Origin of the sequence: Brevibacterium siliguriense, from assembly GCF_900105315.1 — a bacterium.
Lineage (GTDB): Bacteria > Actinomycetota > Actinomycetes > Actinomycetales > Brevibacteriaceae > Brevibacterium > Brevibacterium siliguriense.
The window spans coordinates 3,480,675-3,496,207 of sequence record NZ_LT629766.1; the positions used below are offsets into that span (position 1 = coordinate 3,480,675).

The 15,533-nt window shown below is 63.8% G+C and carries 16 protein-coding genes; 4 read left to right on the forward strand and 12 right to left on the reverse strand.

Annotated elements, in window-relative coordinates; translation table 11 throughout:
* The first annotated feature begins 118 nt into the window (after positions 1-118).
* Both radA and BLU88_RS15650 read left to right on the forward strand, forming a co-directional pair.
* Complete coding sequence (gene radA, locus BLU88_RS15645) at positions 119-1,486, forward strand: DNA repair protein RadA (RefSeq protein WP_092015955.1); 1,368 nt, start codon at positions 119-121, stop codon at positions 1,484-1,486.
* A gap of 43 nt (positions 1,487-1,529) precedes the next feature.
* Complete coding sequence (locus BLU88_RS15650; protein ID WP_092015958.1) at positions 1,530-1,922, forward strand: VOC family protein; 393 nt, start codon at positions 1,530-1,532, stop codon at positions 1,920-1,922.
* A gap of 4 nt (positions 1,923-1,926) precedes the next feature.
* Here the strand turns inward: BLU88_RS15650 and BLU88_RS15655 are convergent, their stop codons facing one another.
* On the reverse strand, positions 1,927-2,709 hold the full coding sequence (locus tag BLU88_RS15655; RefSeq protein ID WP_231939461.1) for a hypothetical protein: 783 nt from the start codon (positions 2,707-2,709) through the stop codon (positions 1,927-1,929).
* Positions 2,710-2,745: 36 nt separating this feature from the next.
* On the opposite strand from BLU88_RS15655, the gene BLU88_RS15660 reads away from it, so the two are divergent.
* Positions 2,746-3,777, forward strand: coding sequence for an HhH-GPD family protein (locus tag BLU88_RS15660; RefSeq protein ID WP_092015964.1), 1,032 nt, complete (start codon positions 2,746-2,748; stop codon positions 3,775-3,777).
* A gap of 20 nt (positions 3,778-3,797) precedes the next feature.
* Here the strand turns inward: BLU88_RS15660 and BLU88_RS15665 are convergent, their stop codons facing one another.
* Together BLU88_RS15665 and BLU88_RS15670 are read right to left on the reverse strand one after the other, a co-directional pair.
* A complete protein-coding gene (locus BLU88_RS15665) occupies positions 3,798-4,382 on the reverse strand; it encodes an amino-acid N-acetyltransferase (RefSeq protein ID WP_092015967.1) in 585 nt (194 codons plus the stop codon).
* Between the two features lie 106 nt (positions 4,383-4,488).
* The gene (locus BLU88_RS15670; RefSeq protein ID WP_092015970.1) at positions 4,489-7,032 is read right to left on the reverse strand and encodes an ATP-dependent Clp protease ATP-binding subunit; all 2,544 of its coding nucleotides are present in this window, start codon (positions 7,030-7,032) and stop codon (positions 4,489-4,491) included.
* Between the two features lie 161 nt (positions 7,033-7,193).
* Here BLU88_RS15670 and BLU88_RS18215 point away from each other — a divergent pair, with 161 nt between their 5' ends.
* Positions 7,194-7,331, forward strand: coding sequence for a hypothetical protein (locus BLU88_RS18215; protein WP_157689165.1), 138 nt, complete (start codon positions 7,194-7,196; stop codon positions 7,329-7,331).
* Positions 7,332-7,881: 550 nt separating this feature from the next.
* Here BLU88_RS18215 and BLU88_RS15675 read toward each other — a convergent pair.
* From BLU88_RS15675 to folP, 9 genes are read right to left on the reverse strand one after another with little or no spacing between them, the layout of a single operon-like run.
* Positions 7,882-8,211, reverse strand: a complete 330-nt coding sequence (locus tag BLU88_RS15675) for a histone-like nucleoid-structuring protein Lsr2 (protein WP_092015973.1) — start codon at positions 8,209-8,211, stop codon at positions 7,882-7,884.
* A complete protein-coding gene (locus BLU88_RS15680; protein ID WP_092015976.1) occupies positions 8,177-8,422 on the reverse strand; it encodes a hypothetical protein in 246 nt (81 codons plus the stop codon). The genes BLU88_RS15675 and BLU88_RS15680 overlap by 35 nt, the downstream gene beginning before the upstream one ends.
* Before the next feature lie 6 nt (positions 8,423-8,428).
* A complete protein-coding gene (lysS, locus tag BLU88_RS15685) occupies positions 8,429-9,988 on the reverse strand; it encodes a lysine--tRNA ligase (RefSeq protein WP_092015979.1) in 1,560 nt (519 codons plus the stop codon).
* A gap of 44 nt (positions 9,989-10,032) precedes the next feature.
* Entirely contained in the window at positions 10,033-10,923 is an 891-nt protein-coding gene (locus tag BLU88_RS15690; RefSeq protein WP_092015982.1) for a Rossmann-like and DUF2520 domain-containing protein, read from the reverse strand.
* Positions 10,920-12,761 (reverse strand): PH domain-containing protein, encoded by a 1,842-nt coding sequence (locus BLU88_RS15695; protein ID WP_092015985.1) that lies wholly within the window; start codon positions 12,759-12,761, stop codon positions 10,920-10,922. Before BLU88_RS15695 ends, BLU88_RS15690 begins: the two co-directional genes overlap by 4 nt.
* 2 nt (positions 12,762-12,763) lie before the next feature.
* Positions 12,764-13,264, reverse strand: coding sequence for a PH domain-containing protein (locus BLU88_RS15700; protein WP_092015988.1), 501 nt, complete (start codon positions 13,262-13,264; stop codon positions 12,764-12,766).
* Positions 13,261-13,722, reverse strand: a complete 462-nt coding sequence (locus BLU88_RS15705; protein ID WP_092015990.1) for a DUF3180 domain-containing protein — start codon at positions 13,720-13,722, stop codon at positions 13,261-13,263. The genes BLU88_RS15700 and BLU88_RS15705 overlap by 4 nt, the downstream gene beginning before the upstream one ends.
* 28 nt (positions 13,723-13,750) lie before the next feature.
* A complete protein-coding gene (folK, locus tag BLU88_RS15710; protein ID WP_092015993.1) occupies positions 13,751-14,647 on the reverse strand; it encodes a 2-amino-4-hydroxy-6-hydroxymethyldihydropteridine diphosphokinase in 897 nt (298 codons plus the stop codon).
* Positions 14,644-15,519, reverse strand: coding sequence for a dihydropteroate synthase (gene folP, locus BLU88_RS15715; RefSeq protein ID WP_197678149.1), 876 nt, complete (start codon positions 15,517-15,519; stop codon positions 14,644-14,646). Before folP ends, folK begins: the two co-directional genes overlap by 4 nt.
* Positions 15,520-15,533 lie beyond the last annotated feature (14 nt).

The following is a 15,533-nucleotide window of genomic DNA, read 5'->3' on the forward strand; positions in this document are numbered from 1 at the left end:
TCGAGCTCCCGCACTCTGTGCGCGAGGGGCGCCCGACGAACTCATCGTCGGGCGTCCCTTTGCGTCTGCCGTCGCTCCTCCGGACTCCCATGTCAGTGGCCCGTGCCAGAATTGCGGTATGTCTTTCACCTGCTCGGAATGCGGCTATTCGACGGTCAAATGGTTGGGGCGCTGTCCCGAATGCCAGGCCTGGGGCACTCTTGAGGAAAAGGGTGCGAACTCGTCGAAGGTGAAGACGAAGGTCAAGAAGTCCAGCGCGGCGAAGCCGATCAGCGAGATCGACTCGACGCTTGCGCAGGCGAGGTCGACGTTCGTCCCCGAGTTCGATCGGGTGCTCGGCGGTGGAATCGTCCCCGGCGCCGTCGTCCTGCTCTCCGGAGAGCCCGGAGTCGGCAAGTCGACGCTGTTGCTCGACGTCGCCGCGAAGATCGCGATGTTCGGTGTCAAGGTCCTCTATGTCACCGGTGAGGAATCCGCCGGACAGGTTCGGCTGCGCGCCGAACGGATCAACGCCTTGGCAGACTCGCTGCTCCTTGCCGCCGAGACCGATCTGGGATCGGTGCTGGGAATGATCGAAGCCGAACAGCCGGAGCTGCTCGTCGTCGACTCGATCCAGACGCTGGCCTCCTCCGAGGTCGAAGGCATCCCCGGCGGAGTCACCCAGGTCCGCGAAGTCGCCTCCGCCCTCATCCGAGAGGCCAAGGCACGGTCTCTGCCGACCGTGCTCGTCGGCCACATCACGAAGGACGGCACTATCGCCGGTCCTCGCCTCCTCGAACACCTCGTCGATGTCGTGTGCACTTTCGAAGGTGAGAGGCATTCACGTCTGCGCATGCTGCGAGCGGTGAAGAACCGCTTCGGGCCCACCGATGATGTGGGCTGCTTCGATATGGAGGAGAACGGCATCAAGAGCCTCGAGGATCCATCGGGCCTTTTCCTCTCCCGCAGCGGTGCGAACCCGCCCGGAACGTGCCTGACGGTGACGCAGGAGGGCAAGCGTCCGCTGCTCGTCGAAGTCCAATCGCTCATCACCGAATCCGCCGGCGGTCAGTCCCGCCGGTCCGTCTCCGGAGTCGACTCCTCCCGGGTGGCGATGATGCTGGCCGTGCTCAGCCAGAACGTCTCACAGGCGAACCTCGCCAAGAGCGACGTCTTCACAGCCACGGTCGGTGGAGCGAAGCTCTCGGAGCCGGCCAGCGACCTGGCGATCTGCATGTCCCTGGCCTCGGCGCTGCTCGGCAAACCATTGGCTCGCCAACTCGTCGCGATCGGCGAGGTCAGTCTGTCCGGCGAGATCCGCAACGTCCCTAACCTCGGCCAACGCCTCAACGAAGCAAAGAGGCTTGGCATCACTCATGCCGTCGTGGCCAAAGGCGCGATGACCAATGTGGCGGCTCCGGAGAAGATGAAAGTCGAGGAGTGCGAACACATCGCCGGGGCAGTCGAATCGATGCTGACGAAACAGGCTCTTCGGGAACAGAAGTGAGAAAGTTCGGGACTTTCGCACGGTTTTGGAGCATCCTGGAGTCATGACCACGACAGTTTTTCCAGCATTCCGGACCACCGATGCAGCAGCGACGATCGAACTGCTGGTCACGCTCGGATTCACCGAAAGACTGCTCGTGCGCAACGAGCAGGACCCTGCACTCGTCGACCATGCCGAATTCGCGCTCGGCGACACTGGCGGAATCATGTTCGGCTCGGTCCGCAACGACGGATCGGCTCTCGACTCGGTGGGCGGCAGCTCGATCTACGTCGTCGTCGACACCGAACGCGAAGTCGACCGGCTCTACCAGGAGATCGTCGACATGGGCCATGCGATCGTGCGACCGGTGGCGACTCAGGACTACGGCGGCCGCGAATTCGACTTCCGCGACCACGATGGAAACTCGTGGGGAGTCGGGTCCTACCGCGGCGCCTGACGAATCAGTCCTGCGGCTCCTCTGACTTCTGCTCGTCCGAAGAATCCTTCTCGCCGGATTCCTCCCCCGAGTCCTTCTCCTCGTCGGCTTTCTTCTCCTCGGCCTTTTCGGCGGCGCTCTTCTCGAGCGTGAACTTCGTCGGTTCGCTCTTCTTGTCGTCGAGCTTTACGATGAGCTCATAGTCGCCGGGAGCGAAGTCGTCGTCTTCACGATTGCAGTTCGAGTCGACCTTGACCCGGTTCCACTTGAGCTTCGCGGTCTTCTCCGACTGGGGTGCGAACTCCGTGGAGGCCTCAGCGTTTTCGTCTTTTGAAGCCGCGCAGTATTCCGACGACCACACGACGTCACCGCCCTTCTCAACGATGAATTCCTGTTTGTCGGTGCCGACCTCGATGAGGCACGTGGCGTCATGTCGGTTCTCGATGACCATGCCGAATTCGGGCTCTTTCCCATCCTTCACGGATTTCGGATCGACCTTCGCCTTCAGCGACACCTTCTCCTCGGGGCACTTTCCGCTCGCCGCCTTCTTGTTCGGCACCGGTGCCGCTGTCGTCGTTTCCGCCGGGGTCGTCTCCTCGGCTGTGACCTTGTCCGATCCTTCGCTGCCACCGCCGATGGCCTTGACGATGCCGACGATTCCGAGGACCAGGAGTCCCACGACGACGAGGCTGAGCACACCGAGTGTGATGCGACGTCTGCGGTACACGTGAGCAGGCAGCTTCCCGCTAGACTGGCGAGGCTGCCCGGCAGCTCTGTTCGGCTGCGAATCACGATTGGAAGGAGTCATCGCTTTGAGCCTAGGCCGAAGCGAATGAGCATCCAAATGACACACCGAGCCGGTCCCGAATCGAATCCCTCCGAGTCTTCGACCACCTTCCCCCAGGTGGCCGAACCGGTGCTCCGACGCGTTCAGGACACCATCATCGCCTGGTTCGAAGAGGCCGCCCGCGACCTACCCTGGAGGCATCCGGACACGAGCGCCTGGGCGATCCTCGTCAGTGAGATCATGTCTCAGCAGACCCCCGTCTCCCGGGTGGAACCGCGGTGGCGTGCCTGGATGGATCAGTGGCCGACACCGGCCGATCTCGCTGCCGCACCGACTGCCGAAGTCCTCCACGCCTGGGACCGCTTGGGCTATCCGCGCCGGGCTCTTCGGCTGCAGGACGCCGCCGAAGTCATCGCCGCGGACCTGGACAACCAAGTTCCCGAGACGACCGAAGAACTTGAGCGCCTGCCGGGCATCGGGTCCTATACCGCCGCCGCGGTCTCCTCCTTCGCCTTCGGCCGAAAGGCGACCGTCCTCGACACGAATGTGCGCCGGGTCCTCGTCCGTCTCTTCGCAGGCAGAGAACGCCCCACCACCTCACCGGGCCGGGAAGAGACCGCATGGGCTGCCAACCTCGTTCCCGACGTCAAGCATGTGGAGTGGAACGCCGGAGTCATGGAATTTGGGGCGCTTGTCTGCACGGCACGCAATCCCGACTGTCCCGCCTGCCCGCTCCATGACATCTGCACGTGGAACCAGTTGGGAAGACCCGCCTCGGCGACGAAACCGAAGACTCAGAAGTGGGCAGGCACTGATCGACAGCTGCGCGGAGCGATCATGGACGTCCTCAAGGCCGCACATGCCGCTGGGGACGACCGGCACGGCGTCAGCCTCGACGTCTTCACCACCTCGGTGACCGAGCTCGATCCCACGCTCATCGACTCTCTGTCCGAATCGACGGCCGCTGCGGTGGCACGCGTGCGTGAACTCAGCGCCGACCGGGACAGGATCTCGCGACTCATGACGGACCTCGTCACCGATGGGCTGGCTCAGAAGATCGACGGCCGATTGGCACTGCCGAACCGCTGACGCCCTGATAAGGATCTGTCTCAGAGATACTTGATCATCCGCGAGTTGCCCAGGGTATTCGGTTTGACCCGGGCCAGGTCGAGGAACTCTGCGACACCCTCATCGGTGGAGTGGAGCAGCTCGACGTAGACCTCAGGTGAGACGGGGATGCCCTTGATCGGCTCGAAGCCCAGCGATCCGAAGAACCCGGTCTCGAAAGTCAGGCAGAACACCCGGTCGACGCCGATCTCCCGGGCATCGGCGACCAGCTGTCTGATGATCGCCTTACCCACTCCCCTGCCCCGATAGTCCGGTGAAGTGGCGACAGTGCGAGCCTCGGCGAGGTCCGCCCAGATGATGTGCAGGGCACCGCAGCCGGCGAGGATCTCGGACCCATCGGGCTGAGGGTCGACGACCAGCCAGAACTCCTGCAGCGACTCGAAGTACGTCACCGTGTCCTTGGCGAGCAGGATGCGCTGCTCGGCCAGCGGTGCGACCAGTGCTTCGATGCCTTTGACATCGCCTGTCCTCGCCCGTCGCAGGTACAGACCTCCGGGGAGTTCGTGTTTGGAGTGGTGATCCTCGGAGATCAGTCCGTGATCGAAGTCGCCTGCATCAGAGCTCATACAGCTATTCAACACCATCGCCGGAGCCGGATACGAAAGAGTCCGGGGAGCCGGCTGCTGCCGACTCCCCGGACTCTTCGCTGTCATCCGAGAAGGTGATGAACGTTCAGGCCGAGGTCTCCGAGGATCCGCTCGAGCCGGACGAACCCAAACCTGCGAGTTCGCTGTCGGGGTCGTCCTCGGCGGGCTTGAGGCTCTCGGTTTCGATGCCTTCGAAGGTGAACTCGGCGTCCTTTCCTTCGCCCTTGACGTCGACCTTGATGGTCTGGCCGCGTCCGATCTCCTTGAACAGGATCTTCTCCGACAGAGTGTCCTCGATCTCGAGCTGGATGGTCCGACGCAGCGGTCGGGCACCCAGGACCGGATCGTAGCCGCGCTCTGCGAGCAGATCCTTCGCCGCCGACGTGACCTCGACCTTCATGCCCTGATCGGCCAGGCGGACGTCGAGACGCTCGAGGAAGAGATCGACGATCTTGATGATCTCGGTCATGCTCAGCTGCGGGAACACGATCGTGTCATCGACGCGGTTCAGGAACTCGGGACGGAAGTGCTGCTTGAGCTCTTCGTTGACCCGCTGCTTCATCCGGTCGTAGTTGGTCTTCGTGTCACCCTCGACCTGGAATCCGAGCTGGAGTCCGCTCGAGACATCACGCGTACCGAGGTTGGTCGTCATAATGATGATGGTGTTCTTGAAGTCCACCTCACGACCCTGCGAATCAGTCAGGCGACCGTCTTCGAGGATCTGCAGCAGCGAGTTGAAGATGTCCGAGTGGGCCTTCTCCACCTCGTCGAAGAGGACGACCGAGAACGGCTTGCGGCGGACCTTCTCCGTGAGCTGACCGCCCTCTTCGTAGCCGACATATCCCGGAGGGGAACCGAACAGTCGCGAAACCGTGTGCTTCTCCGAGTATTCGGACATGTCGAGGCTGATGAGCGAATCCTCATCGCCGAAGAGGAACTCCGAGAGAGCCTTGGCCAGCTCGGTCTTGCCGACGCCCGTAGGGCCGGCGAAGATGAACGAACCGGAGGGACGCTTCGGATCCTTCAGCCCGGCGCGGGTACGACGGATCGCCCGCGAGATCGCCTTGACCGCATCGTCCTGACCGATGACGCGCTTGTGCAGCTCGTCTTCCATCCGCAGCAGACGCGAGGACTCCTCCTCGGTGAGCTTGAAGATCGGAATGCCGGTGGCAGCGGCGAGCACTTCGGCGATGAGATCGGCGTCGACGACCTTCGAGGTGTCGGTGCCGGACTTGCGCCAAGCCTCGGTCTGCTCTTCCTTCTCCTTCTGCAGCTTCATCTCGGAGTCGCGCTCCGAGGCTGCAAGTTCGAAGTCCTGAGCATCGATGGCGGCTTCCTTGCGGTGGCGGGCCTCGAGGATCTTCTCCTCCAGGTCACGGACCTCTTGCGGAACCGACAGACGCGAGATGCGCAGCTTGGCACCGGCTTCGTCGATGAGGTCGATCGCCTTGTCCGGCAGGTACCGGTCGTTGATGTAGCGATCGGACATGTTCACGGCGGCGGCCAGGGCACCGTCGGTGACAGTGACCTTGTGGTGCGCTTCGTACTTGTCGCGCAGGCCCTTGAGGATCTCGATCGAATGCGCCAGCGACGGTTCGGGAACCTGGATCGGCTGGAACCGGCGTTCGAGGGCGGCATCCTTCTCGATGTGCTTGCGGTACTCGTCCAGAGTCGTCGCGCCGATGGTCTGCAGCTCTCCGCGAGCCAGCATGGGCTTGAGGATCGAAGCGGCATCGATCGCACCTTCGGCAGCACCCGCACCCACCAGGGTGTGGATCTCGTCGATGAAGAGGATGATGTCGCCGCGGGTGCGGATCTCCTTGAGGACCTTCTTCAGGCGCTCTTCGAAGTCACCGCGATAGCGGGAACCTGCGACCAGCGAACCAAGATCGAGGGTGTAGAGCTGCTTGTCGGTGAGGATCTCGGGCACTTCGCCGTTGACGATGGCCTGCGCGAGCCCCTCGACGACAGCGGTCTTGCCGACGCCGGGTTCGCCGATGAGGACCGGGTTGTTCTTCGTGCGACGCGAGAGGATCTGCATCACGCGCTGCATCTGCTCGTGACGGCCGATGACCGGGTCGAGCTTGGCCTCGCGGGCCGCAGCGGTGAGGTTCGTGCCGAACTGGTCGAGCACGAGCGATCCCGAGGGGGTTCCCTCTTCACGGCCGCCGGCGGACACGGGTTCCTTGCCCTGGTAGCCCGACAGCAGCTTGATGACTTCCTGTCGGACGCGTCCGAGGTCCGCGCCGAGTTTGACCAGCACCTGCGCGGCAACGCCTTCGCCCTCACGGATGAGGCCGAGCAGAATGTGCTCAGTGCCGATGTAGCTGTGACCCAGCTGCAGTGCTTCGCGGAGGCTGAGCTCGAGGACCTTCTTCGCCCGCGGGGTGAAGGGAATGTGGCCGCTGGGAGCCTGCTGACCCTGACCGATGATCTCCTGGACCTGGTCACGCACCTGCTCGAGGGAGATGTCCATGCCCTCGAGAGCCTTCGCTGCCAGACCTTCACCCTCATGGATGAGGCCGAGCAGAATGTGCTCGGTGCCGATGTAGTTGTGTTTGAGAAGTTTTGCTTCTTCCTGCGCGAGCACCACGACGCGGCGTGCTCGGTCGGTGAACCGCTCGAACATATTCATCCTCCTCGGTCTTCTGATTCTTCTGAGCCTAACCACCACGAGCGCGGTTCTATTGCAGGTTTCGCCATGAGCCGAAACCGTTTGGCTGTGGGCGAAATTTCGTCGCCCACTAGACTCGTGGGTCACACGACGGAGCCATCAGAGAGGCTGCAGTCATGCCCACCGATCAATCGACCATCCCAGAGCTGGCACGCGCTCATGGTCTCCACATCATCGCCGACTCCATCGTCGTCAACGAGCTCGGCCTCGATTTCCAGGTCGCCATCGCCGAGGCGGTCGACGGAGGTTCGTAGGTGCTTCGGATACCTCGGAGTTCGAGGTGGCACCGAACCTGCTCCGCCGGTGGACCGAGTGGCTCGACGACGACAGCTATCGGCCGGCGTTCACGACGGTGACTCATAGCGAGGCGGTCGGGTCTGGCCCAGGTTCGCCGAGCACTGCGGCGAGCTCGATTCGACGTCACCCGTCGAATTGGGGCTCTTCGCTTTGCAGACGCGGGCGCCGGAATATGGGGCCGCGGCAAGATCGCAGCTGAGCCCGGACGACTGAACCACCATCATTATCGGCCCGATGCGCAGAAGACTTTCTTCGCGCACACTTCAGTCTCCCTTGATTCGTGACTCACTTCATCGAATCATTTGCCCGGATCATTGATCGATATGATCTTCAACTACTCAGCGCCTGACAATTGTCTGTGATGTTTCATCACTGCTGTTCTGCACGATCGTTCGAAGACGGCATTTGATAATACCGGGACCACATATAAAAGACCCGAGGGGCCAGCGACTCAAATCGCTGACCCCTCAGGTCTATTCGGAAGATATCGGCTATCGAGTGAGCCTCTTACTTCTCCGCTGCTTCGTATGCTTCGACAATCTCCAGCGGGATCCGTCCACGGTCACCGAGCTGGTAGCCGTTGTTCTGAGCCCACTCGCGGATCTTCGCCGTGTCCCTCTTGGGTCCCGACGAACCTGCGCGGCGACCGCGGCCGCCGGTGTTGGCTACACGACGTGCTTTGGCGATGAATGGGGCGAACGTTTCACGGAGCTTATCGGCATTCTCGGTTGAGAGCTCGAGTTCGTACGTTGCCTGGTCGAGGCTGAAACGAACGGTTTCCGCCGCTTCGCTTCCGTCGAAATCATCCGTGAGAACGAGGCGCATCTCCCTTGCCATGTTCACTCTTTTCGTAATCAGAGGATTTTGTCGATGTCATCTTAACATCCGTTTCGGGATTATCGTCGACTTCGCTAACTTCAATCTCTGAATAGTATTTATCAACCCGTTCGCGTTCATTGCGATCTGCGCGGACGATATTCCGGAACACATACCAGAACAGCAATCCCACGCAGATCGACGGAAGCAGCGCTTTGAGGATATCCAACATCGTAAATCAGCCCTCCTGAGCCGAGTCCTCCTGCGATGAAGACAAAGGCTTGGTGAATGGGAACAGAATGGTTTCGCGGATTCCCAGACCCGTCAATGCCATGAGCAGACGGTCGAGGCCCATTCCCATTCCGCCGGTCGGCGGCATTCCATGCTCCATCGCCATGAGGAAGTCCTCATCGAGGCCCATCGCCTCATCGTCGCCGCGAGCGGCGTCGGCAGCCTGAGCCTCGAAGCGCTGACGCTGGATGATCGGGTCGACGAGCTCCGAATATCCGGTGGCCAGCTCGAAGCCGCGCACGTACAGGTCCCACTTCTCCACGACGCCCTTCTTCGTTCGGTGCTCACGCACCAGCGGCGAGGTGTCGACCGGGAAGTCGGTGACGAAGGTCGGAGCCCACAGCTTGTCCTGGTAGAAGTGCTCCCACAGCTCTTCGACATACTTTCCGTGCGAACGGAAGACACCACCCAGGTCGACGTTGTTGTCGGCGGCGATTTTGTCGAGGACGTCCAAACCGGTCCCCGGGGTCACCTCGACGCCGGACTCCTCGGACAGGGAGTCGTACATGCTCACGACCGGCCAGTCTCCGCCGAAGTCGTAGTCGGTGCCGTCGTCGAGGGTGACGACAAGTGATCCGGTGGCTTCCTGGGCCGCGTTCTGGATGAGGGTCTTCGTCAGATCGGCGATCGAATGATAGTCGCCGAAGGACTGGTAGGCCTCGAGCATCGCGAATTCCGGTGAGTGGGTGGAGTCCGCTCCCTCATTGCGAAAGTTGCGGTTGATCTCGAAGACGTTCTCGATTCCACCGACGATCGCCCGCTTGAGGAACAGCTCCGGGGCGATGCGCAGGTACATGTCGATGTCGTAGGCGTTCATATGCGTCTTGAACGGGCGCGCCGAGGCACCGCCGTGCATAGTCTGCAGCATCGGCGTCTCGATCTCGACGAAATCCTGGTCCGCGAAGGTCCTCCGCAGCGACGACATCACCTTCGAGCGGGTGAGCATCGTCTCCCGAGCCTGTTCGCGGGTGATGAGGTCGAGGTAGCGCTGGCGGACGCGGGTGTCCTCGGCGAGTTCGGTGTGCAGGCCGGGCAGCGGGCGGATGGCCTTCGACGCCATGGTCCAGGAGTCAGCGAGCACGGAGAGCTCACCGCGCTTGGACTTGATCACCCGTCCGTGCAGGAACAGGAAGTCGCCCAGGTCGACATCGGTCTTGAAGTCATCCAGTCGTTCCTGGCCGACTTCGCGCAGCGAGAGCATGCCCTGCAGACGAGTGCCGTCACCGGCCTGCAGTGTGACGAAGCAGAGTTTGCCGGTGGTGCGGACGAAGACGACTCGGCCGATGACACCGACGATGTCGTCGGTCTCCTCCCCCACGTCGAGTCCGTCGTGGGCGGCATGGACCTCGGCGAGGCTGTGGGTGCGGGGCACCGAGACCGGGTAGGCGTCGGTCCCGTCATCGAGGAGACGCTGGCGCTTGTCCTTTCGGATCCGGATCTGTTCCGGATCGAGGTGTTCGGGTGAAAGGTCTGCGTTCTCAGGTGTCTTCGAGTCGGTGTTCGCCATGCTTCAAGGCTACCGTGGACGGGCCGTACGGGGGAATTCGGCGGTCAGTCCAGAGCGGTCAGGATCTGCTGTGCTTGGGCTTCTGTGATGCGTCCCATCGCCAGGGCCTTCGCAGCCGTCGATCGGGCGAGTGCGATGTAGCTGTTGCGCACGGACGGATTCGATCGGCTGAGGCTGAATTCGCTCAGTGCCGCCAGGTGGGCTTCGACGGTTCCGACGTCACCGCGGCTGATCGGTCCGGTCAGCGCCTTGGGTCCGTTCTGCATGGTGTTGGCGACGCTGGCGTCGACGAGGGCGTGGAGGACGGCCGACGGATCGGCCACCCCCGCCTCAGCGAGCAGCTCCATGGCTTCGGCGAGGATCGTGATCGAATGATTGGATGCGTGGGTGATGGCCGCGTGGTAGAGGGGACGGTCCGCCTCGGCGATGTCGATCGGTTCGGCACCGAGTTCGACGACGAGGGCCTCGCCCACCGGGCGGATCGGCGCCGGTGCCGTGACCGCGATCGTCGCCTGCCGCAGCCTGCTGAGATCGACCTCGGTTCCGGTGAACGTCAGGGACGGGTGCAGAGCGATGGGCAGAGCGCCGAGGCTGGTCCCGGCTTCGAGGACGTCCGTTCCGTACCGGCCAGAGCAGTGCATGAGGATCTGCCCGGCGTGGATGCGTCCGAGGTTCGCCAGTCCGGCCACCAATGGGGCGATCTCGTCATCGGGAACGGCGATGAGCACGAGTTCGGCGCGTTCTGTGATCTCGTCCGGGTCGAGGACGGGCACTCCGGGCAGCATCTCCTCGGCGCGTTCGAGGCTCGCCGTCGAGGTGGCGCTGACTCCGATGATCGCGTGTCCGGCCTGCCTCCAGGCGGCTCCGATACTGGCTCCGACACGGCCGCAGCCGATGATTCCGATGCCCAGCCTCGGTGCGTCGGCCTGGCTCATCCTTCGTCCTCCTCAGGTGTCTGTGTCCGGTTGGTGTGGGCGCTCTTCGCCGCCGCGTCGAAGGTCTGGCGGGCGATGCGAGTACGTTCGGCATGTTCGGTGAAGAAGCGTTTGGCTCCGTCCGCGCTCTGGTGCTTCACGAGCGGGGTGATGGGTCCGGCGGTCGAATGCACGGCCACCGTGCCCAGGTTGAGCGTACGCATCAGCGGTCCCTGATAATAGCGCAGGGACTGGACACGGACGTGCGGCACGAAGTCGACGCGGCGGTTGAGGGCTCCCAGGCGCAGCACGAGCATCGACTCGGTCAGCGCATAGGCGCGTCGCTTCCAGACGAGCGGATCGACCAGTCGCGACGATCGCGGCTGCGGGTGGAACAGCTCTTCGGCCGCGGCCGCATCCGGGTCGGCGGATTTCCTGTCGTACATCGCCGAGCGCACCAGGGTGTCGGCGCCGATGTCCTCGGGCAGCTGCGGGTCCGGCAGGGAGAGTCCGACCATGAGCAGGGCCTGGTCGATGTCGCCGACAGGCAGCAGCAGGTTCGATTCTGTCTTCCCGCCATCGCTGGCGATGTTGAATTGGGCCTCCCACCAGCCGGCCCACCGCCACAGCAGCGGCTGATGCAGGGCCACCGCCTGGATCCGGTCGAGCGGAATGACCTTGCGAGAGGTGGAGAAGAGTCCGTGGTTGACGGCGAGCCCGTTCTCGCCGAGGCGGACCACGAAGTTCGCGTTGTCGAGGTTCTTCCGGAGCGCGGAGAACGCCGCGAAGACGCCGGGCAGGACACCGACGAGGATCGGGATGAATACCTCTTTGATTCCGAAGGCCAAGAGCACGATCGCCGTGATGATGACGACGATGACGACGGCTACGGACACCAGGGTCTCGGTCTTGAGCAGGGAGGAGACGACGACCCGATGGACGGGCACCCGGATGATCTCTCCCTCGTCGCCCACCCGCGGTCTGAGATTGTACGGGGCAAGCAGATCGCCGAGGCTGGATTCGGCTTCACCGGAGGCTTCATCGGCGAGGGTGCCGAGCCGCTTGGTGAGCCGCACACCGAGGCTGTCCCCGCCTCGTTCGGGAACCGACAGATCGGTTCCGGTCTGCCCGCCGGTCCCCGAGGTGCCGCTGTCGGCCGGGCTGGCCTGCCCGTATGGCTCCGCCGCGAGATTTGCTGCCGCACTGTCGGCCGCCGCTCCGGACCCGGTCGAACCGGACGGCGACGATCCGGTTCCGGGGACCCCGGGAGCCGCCTCGGTGCGGGTGTGTCCCTGCTTGCGGGAGCGGACGGCGGCCAGCAGTTCGTCGCGCAGCTCTTCGGCCCGCTTCTTCGACAGGTACTTCAGAGAGATGTTCGAGTCGGTGCCACCGGCGACGTCGAATACGAGTTCGGCCATTCCGAGCAAGCGCGGCAGCAGCTTCTGCTGCAGGTCGATGGACTGCACGCGGTCGAGTCGGGCCTTGCGCAGCTTCTTCGACAGCAGTCCGCGCCGATAGTAGATCGCCTCGGCGTCGACGCGGTAGCCCATGACTCGCCATGCCAGCCAGCTGAAGAGTGCGGTGAGCAGGAGGACGAGGACGATTCCGCCGACGACGGCGAGGATCACCAGCGGATGAGCGCCCAGCCATTCGGCGAAGGTGAGGTTGACGGAGCGGCCGGAGGCGAGGTCTTCTACGGCGCTCTGGAAGAAGTTCTGCAGACCGTAGGCCGCAGCGATGAAGATACCGACGAGGACGCCGAGGCTCTCGAGAATCGGCGTCAGCGGATGGACGCGGTGCCAGACCTCCGGTGCGGCCGCCTCGGTGGTGGAGTTGTCGGGCGAGGGTTCGTCGCTCATGGTCACAGTCCGGCGAGATTGGCCTGGCCGAGTCCGGCGAGACTGTCGCGCAGGCGGTCGGCTTCGGCACGTGGCAGACCGGGGATCGTCGCGTCGGTCGCGGCGGAGGCGGTGTGGAGTTTGACGGTGGCCAGGCCGAACATCCGGTCGATGGGGCCGGCATCGACGTCGACGAACTGGAGTCGGCCGTAGGGTACGACGGTCGCGCGGTGGAACATGATGCCGCGGCGGACGAGCAGGTCGTCCTCACGTTCGGCATAGCCGATGGCGCGAGCCTGGCGGAGGATGATGATTGTCGAGATGATGCCGTAGGCGAGGACGGCGATCCAGATCACGTGCAGCCAGGGCGCCTCGGAGGTGAAGATGATCGCAAAGACCAGGGCTGCGATGAGCAGTGGAACGAGCAGCGTCAGTGAGGCCAGGACCTCCTTCAGCCCGTATTTCGGGCTGACGCGGTTGAAGGGCACATCGGCTCCGATGGAGAAGGAGAGGTCGCGGTTCATGCTGTTTCAGCTCCCGGCGGGTCTTGGGGTGGGATCTCGCAGAATCCCTCGACGATCATGCCGACGATCATGAGCACGGCGGCAGAGACCATTGCGACAAGCATACCTGCGGCGATATCGTTGCGGATCCCCGGCGACGACAGGAAGTAGTACCCGGCGTTGCCGAGGTACCAGCCGGAGAGCCCGGATCCGGTCAGGGCACTGGCCTTGGCCATGATCGCGACCCTCGCTGCTTGGAGCGGGTCGATCTCCTTCGTCCTGTCCCCGTCGTTCCATTTCTTGATGGGCCAACCGAGCAGCAGAAGGATGGCGGAGAGGATGAGCATGCCGATGACGGCGAACCATGGCAGGCCGGGCAGCGAGAATCCTTGGCTTTCGAGCACAACGTCGACCACGATCGCGAGAACCGTGCCGATGACGGCCCAGACGGCGAGGGTGGAAGAGGAGGTTCTCTGCATGCTTCCCAGTCTCTCAGATCGCGGGCGGTTATCCAGAGGTGATCCGGTCGATGTCCTGGTTGTCGAGTTCGGCCAGAACCGCGCTGATGGGGCGGCGTCCCTGTGGGGTGTCGATGAGTGTGTCTCCGACGAGTTCGGCCCAAGGCGCGAGGACGAAGGCGCGTTCGTGGGCACGTGGGTGCGGCAGGGTCAGTCGCTGGGTCTGGCTGCGCAGCTCTGCATCCTCGGCTCCGAAGCGGATGAGGTCGATGTCGAGGGTCCGCGGTCCCCATCGGAGTTCGCGCGTGCGTCCGCAGGCGACTTCGATTCCCTGTGCCACCGAGAGCAGTTCGAATGCCGGCAGCGTGGTGGTCACAAGCACTCCGAGGTTGAGGAAGTCGTCCTGTTCGACTCCGCCCCAGGGAGCGGTGCGGAAGAGTGAGGACCGGCCGGTGACGGTGATGTCCGGGTGCCGGTCGAGTGCGGCGACCGCTTGATCGAGGGTGTCCGCGGCATCGCCGAGGTTCGCCCCGAGGTTGAGATACGCTTCGGTCTCCCCGCTGGCCGCGGCGACACTGCGGCAGCGTTCGACGCGGATGCGCACATCGTCGAAGGTCCGTTGGATCGGTGCCGAGGGTTTGTGGACGACGACTTCGACGTGTTCGCACAGGCTCAGGCAGTGGTCGGCGATGCGTTCGGCCAAGGTTTCGATGAGGTCGAAGGTGTTGTTCTCGACGATTCCGGCGACGGCTTCGGCGAGTTCACCGTAGTGGATCGTCTCGGCGAGGTCGTCGGTGGCTGCTGCGCGTTCGACCGAGGTGTGCAGGGTGACGTCGATGACGAAGTCCTGACCCTCACGCTTCTCGAAGTCGAAGACGCCGTGGTTGCCGCGCACCGTGAGTCCGCGCAGTTCGATGCGGTCGGGGGCCGCCTCGGTGCCGGTCATCGCCCGGCTCCCTCGGTGTCCGAATCAGCTGCGGGGTTCGCTTCGGCGGAGTGGTCCCTGACCGCGGCGATGACCTTGCAGGCGACCGCGGAGGTGGCCGGATCGTGGACGCGGACCGCCCAGGCACCGGCCTGTGCGGAGATCGCGGAGATCGTGGCCGTGGCCTGGTCCTTCGCCGCCTGTTCGGCTTGCTTCGGGTCGTCGGGGCTGAGCAGGGATGCGATGAAGCGCTTCCGGCTGGCCGCGACGAGGAGCCGGTGGTCGAGAGCGGAGAATTCGTCGAGGGCACCCAGCAGCTGCCAGTTGTGTTCGGCGTTCTTCGAGAATCCGAGACCGGGGTCGACGATGATGTTCGCAGGTTCGACGCCCACGGCGATCGCTTCGTCGATGCGGGTGCGCAGCTCGGCGATCACCTCGGCGACGACATCGTCGTAGTGGAAGGTCGCCGAGGCCTGATCGAGGTAGCCGCGCCAGTGCATGAGCACGATGGGGGCTCCGGATTCGGCGGCGACGCTGAGCATGGTGGGATCCGACTGCCCGGCGGAGACGTCGTTGATGATGTGGGCCCCGACAGCCAGGGATTCCGCGGCGACGCGGGCACGCATCGTGTCGACACTGATGACGGCTCCGGCCGCGGCGAGCTCCCGGACAACCGGAATGACTCGGCGCAGTTCTTCGGCCTCGTCGACGCGGGCCGATCCCGGACGCGTCGACTCGCCGCCGACATCGATGATGTCGGCGCCATTGGCCATGAGTTCGAGTCCGTGGGCGACGGCCCGGTCGTGGTCGAACCACAGTCCGCCGTCGGAGAAGGAGTCCGGGGTGACGTTGAGGACACCCATGATCTGCGTCTTCACTGCTGAATCGTTCATCACTGCGGGATCCG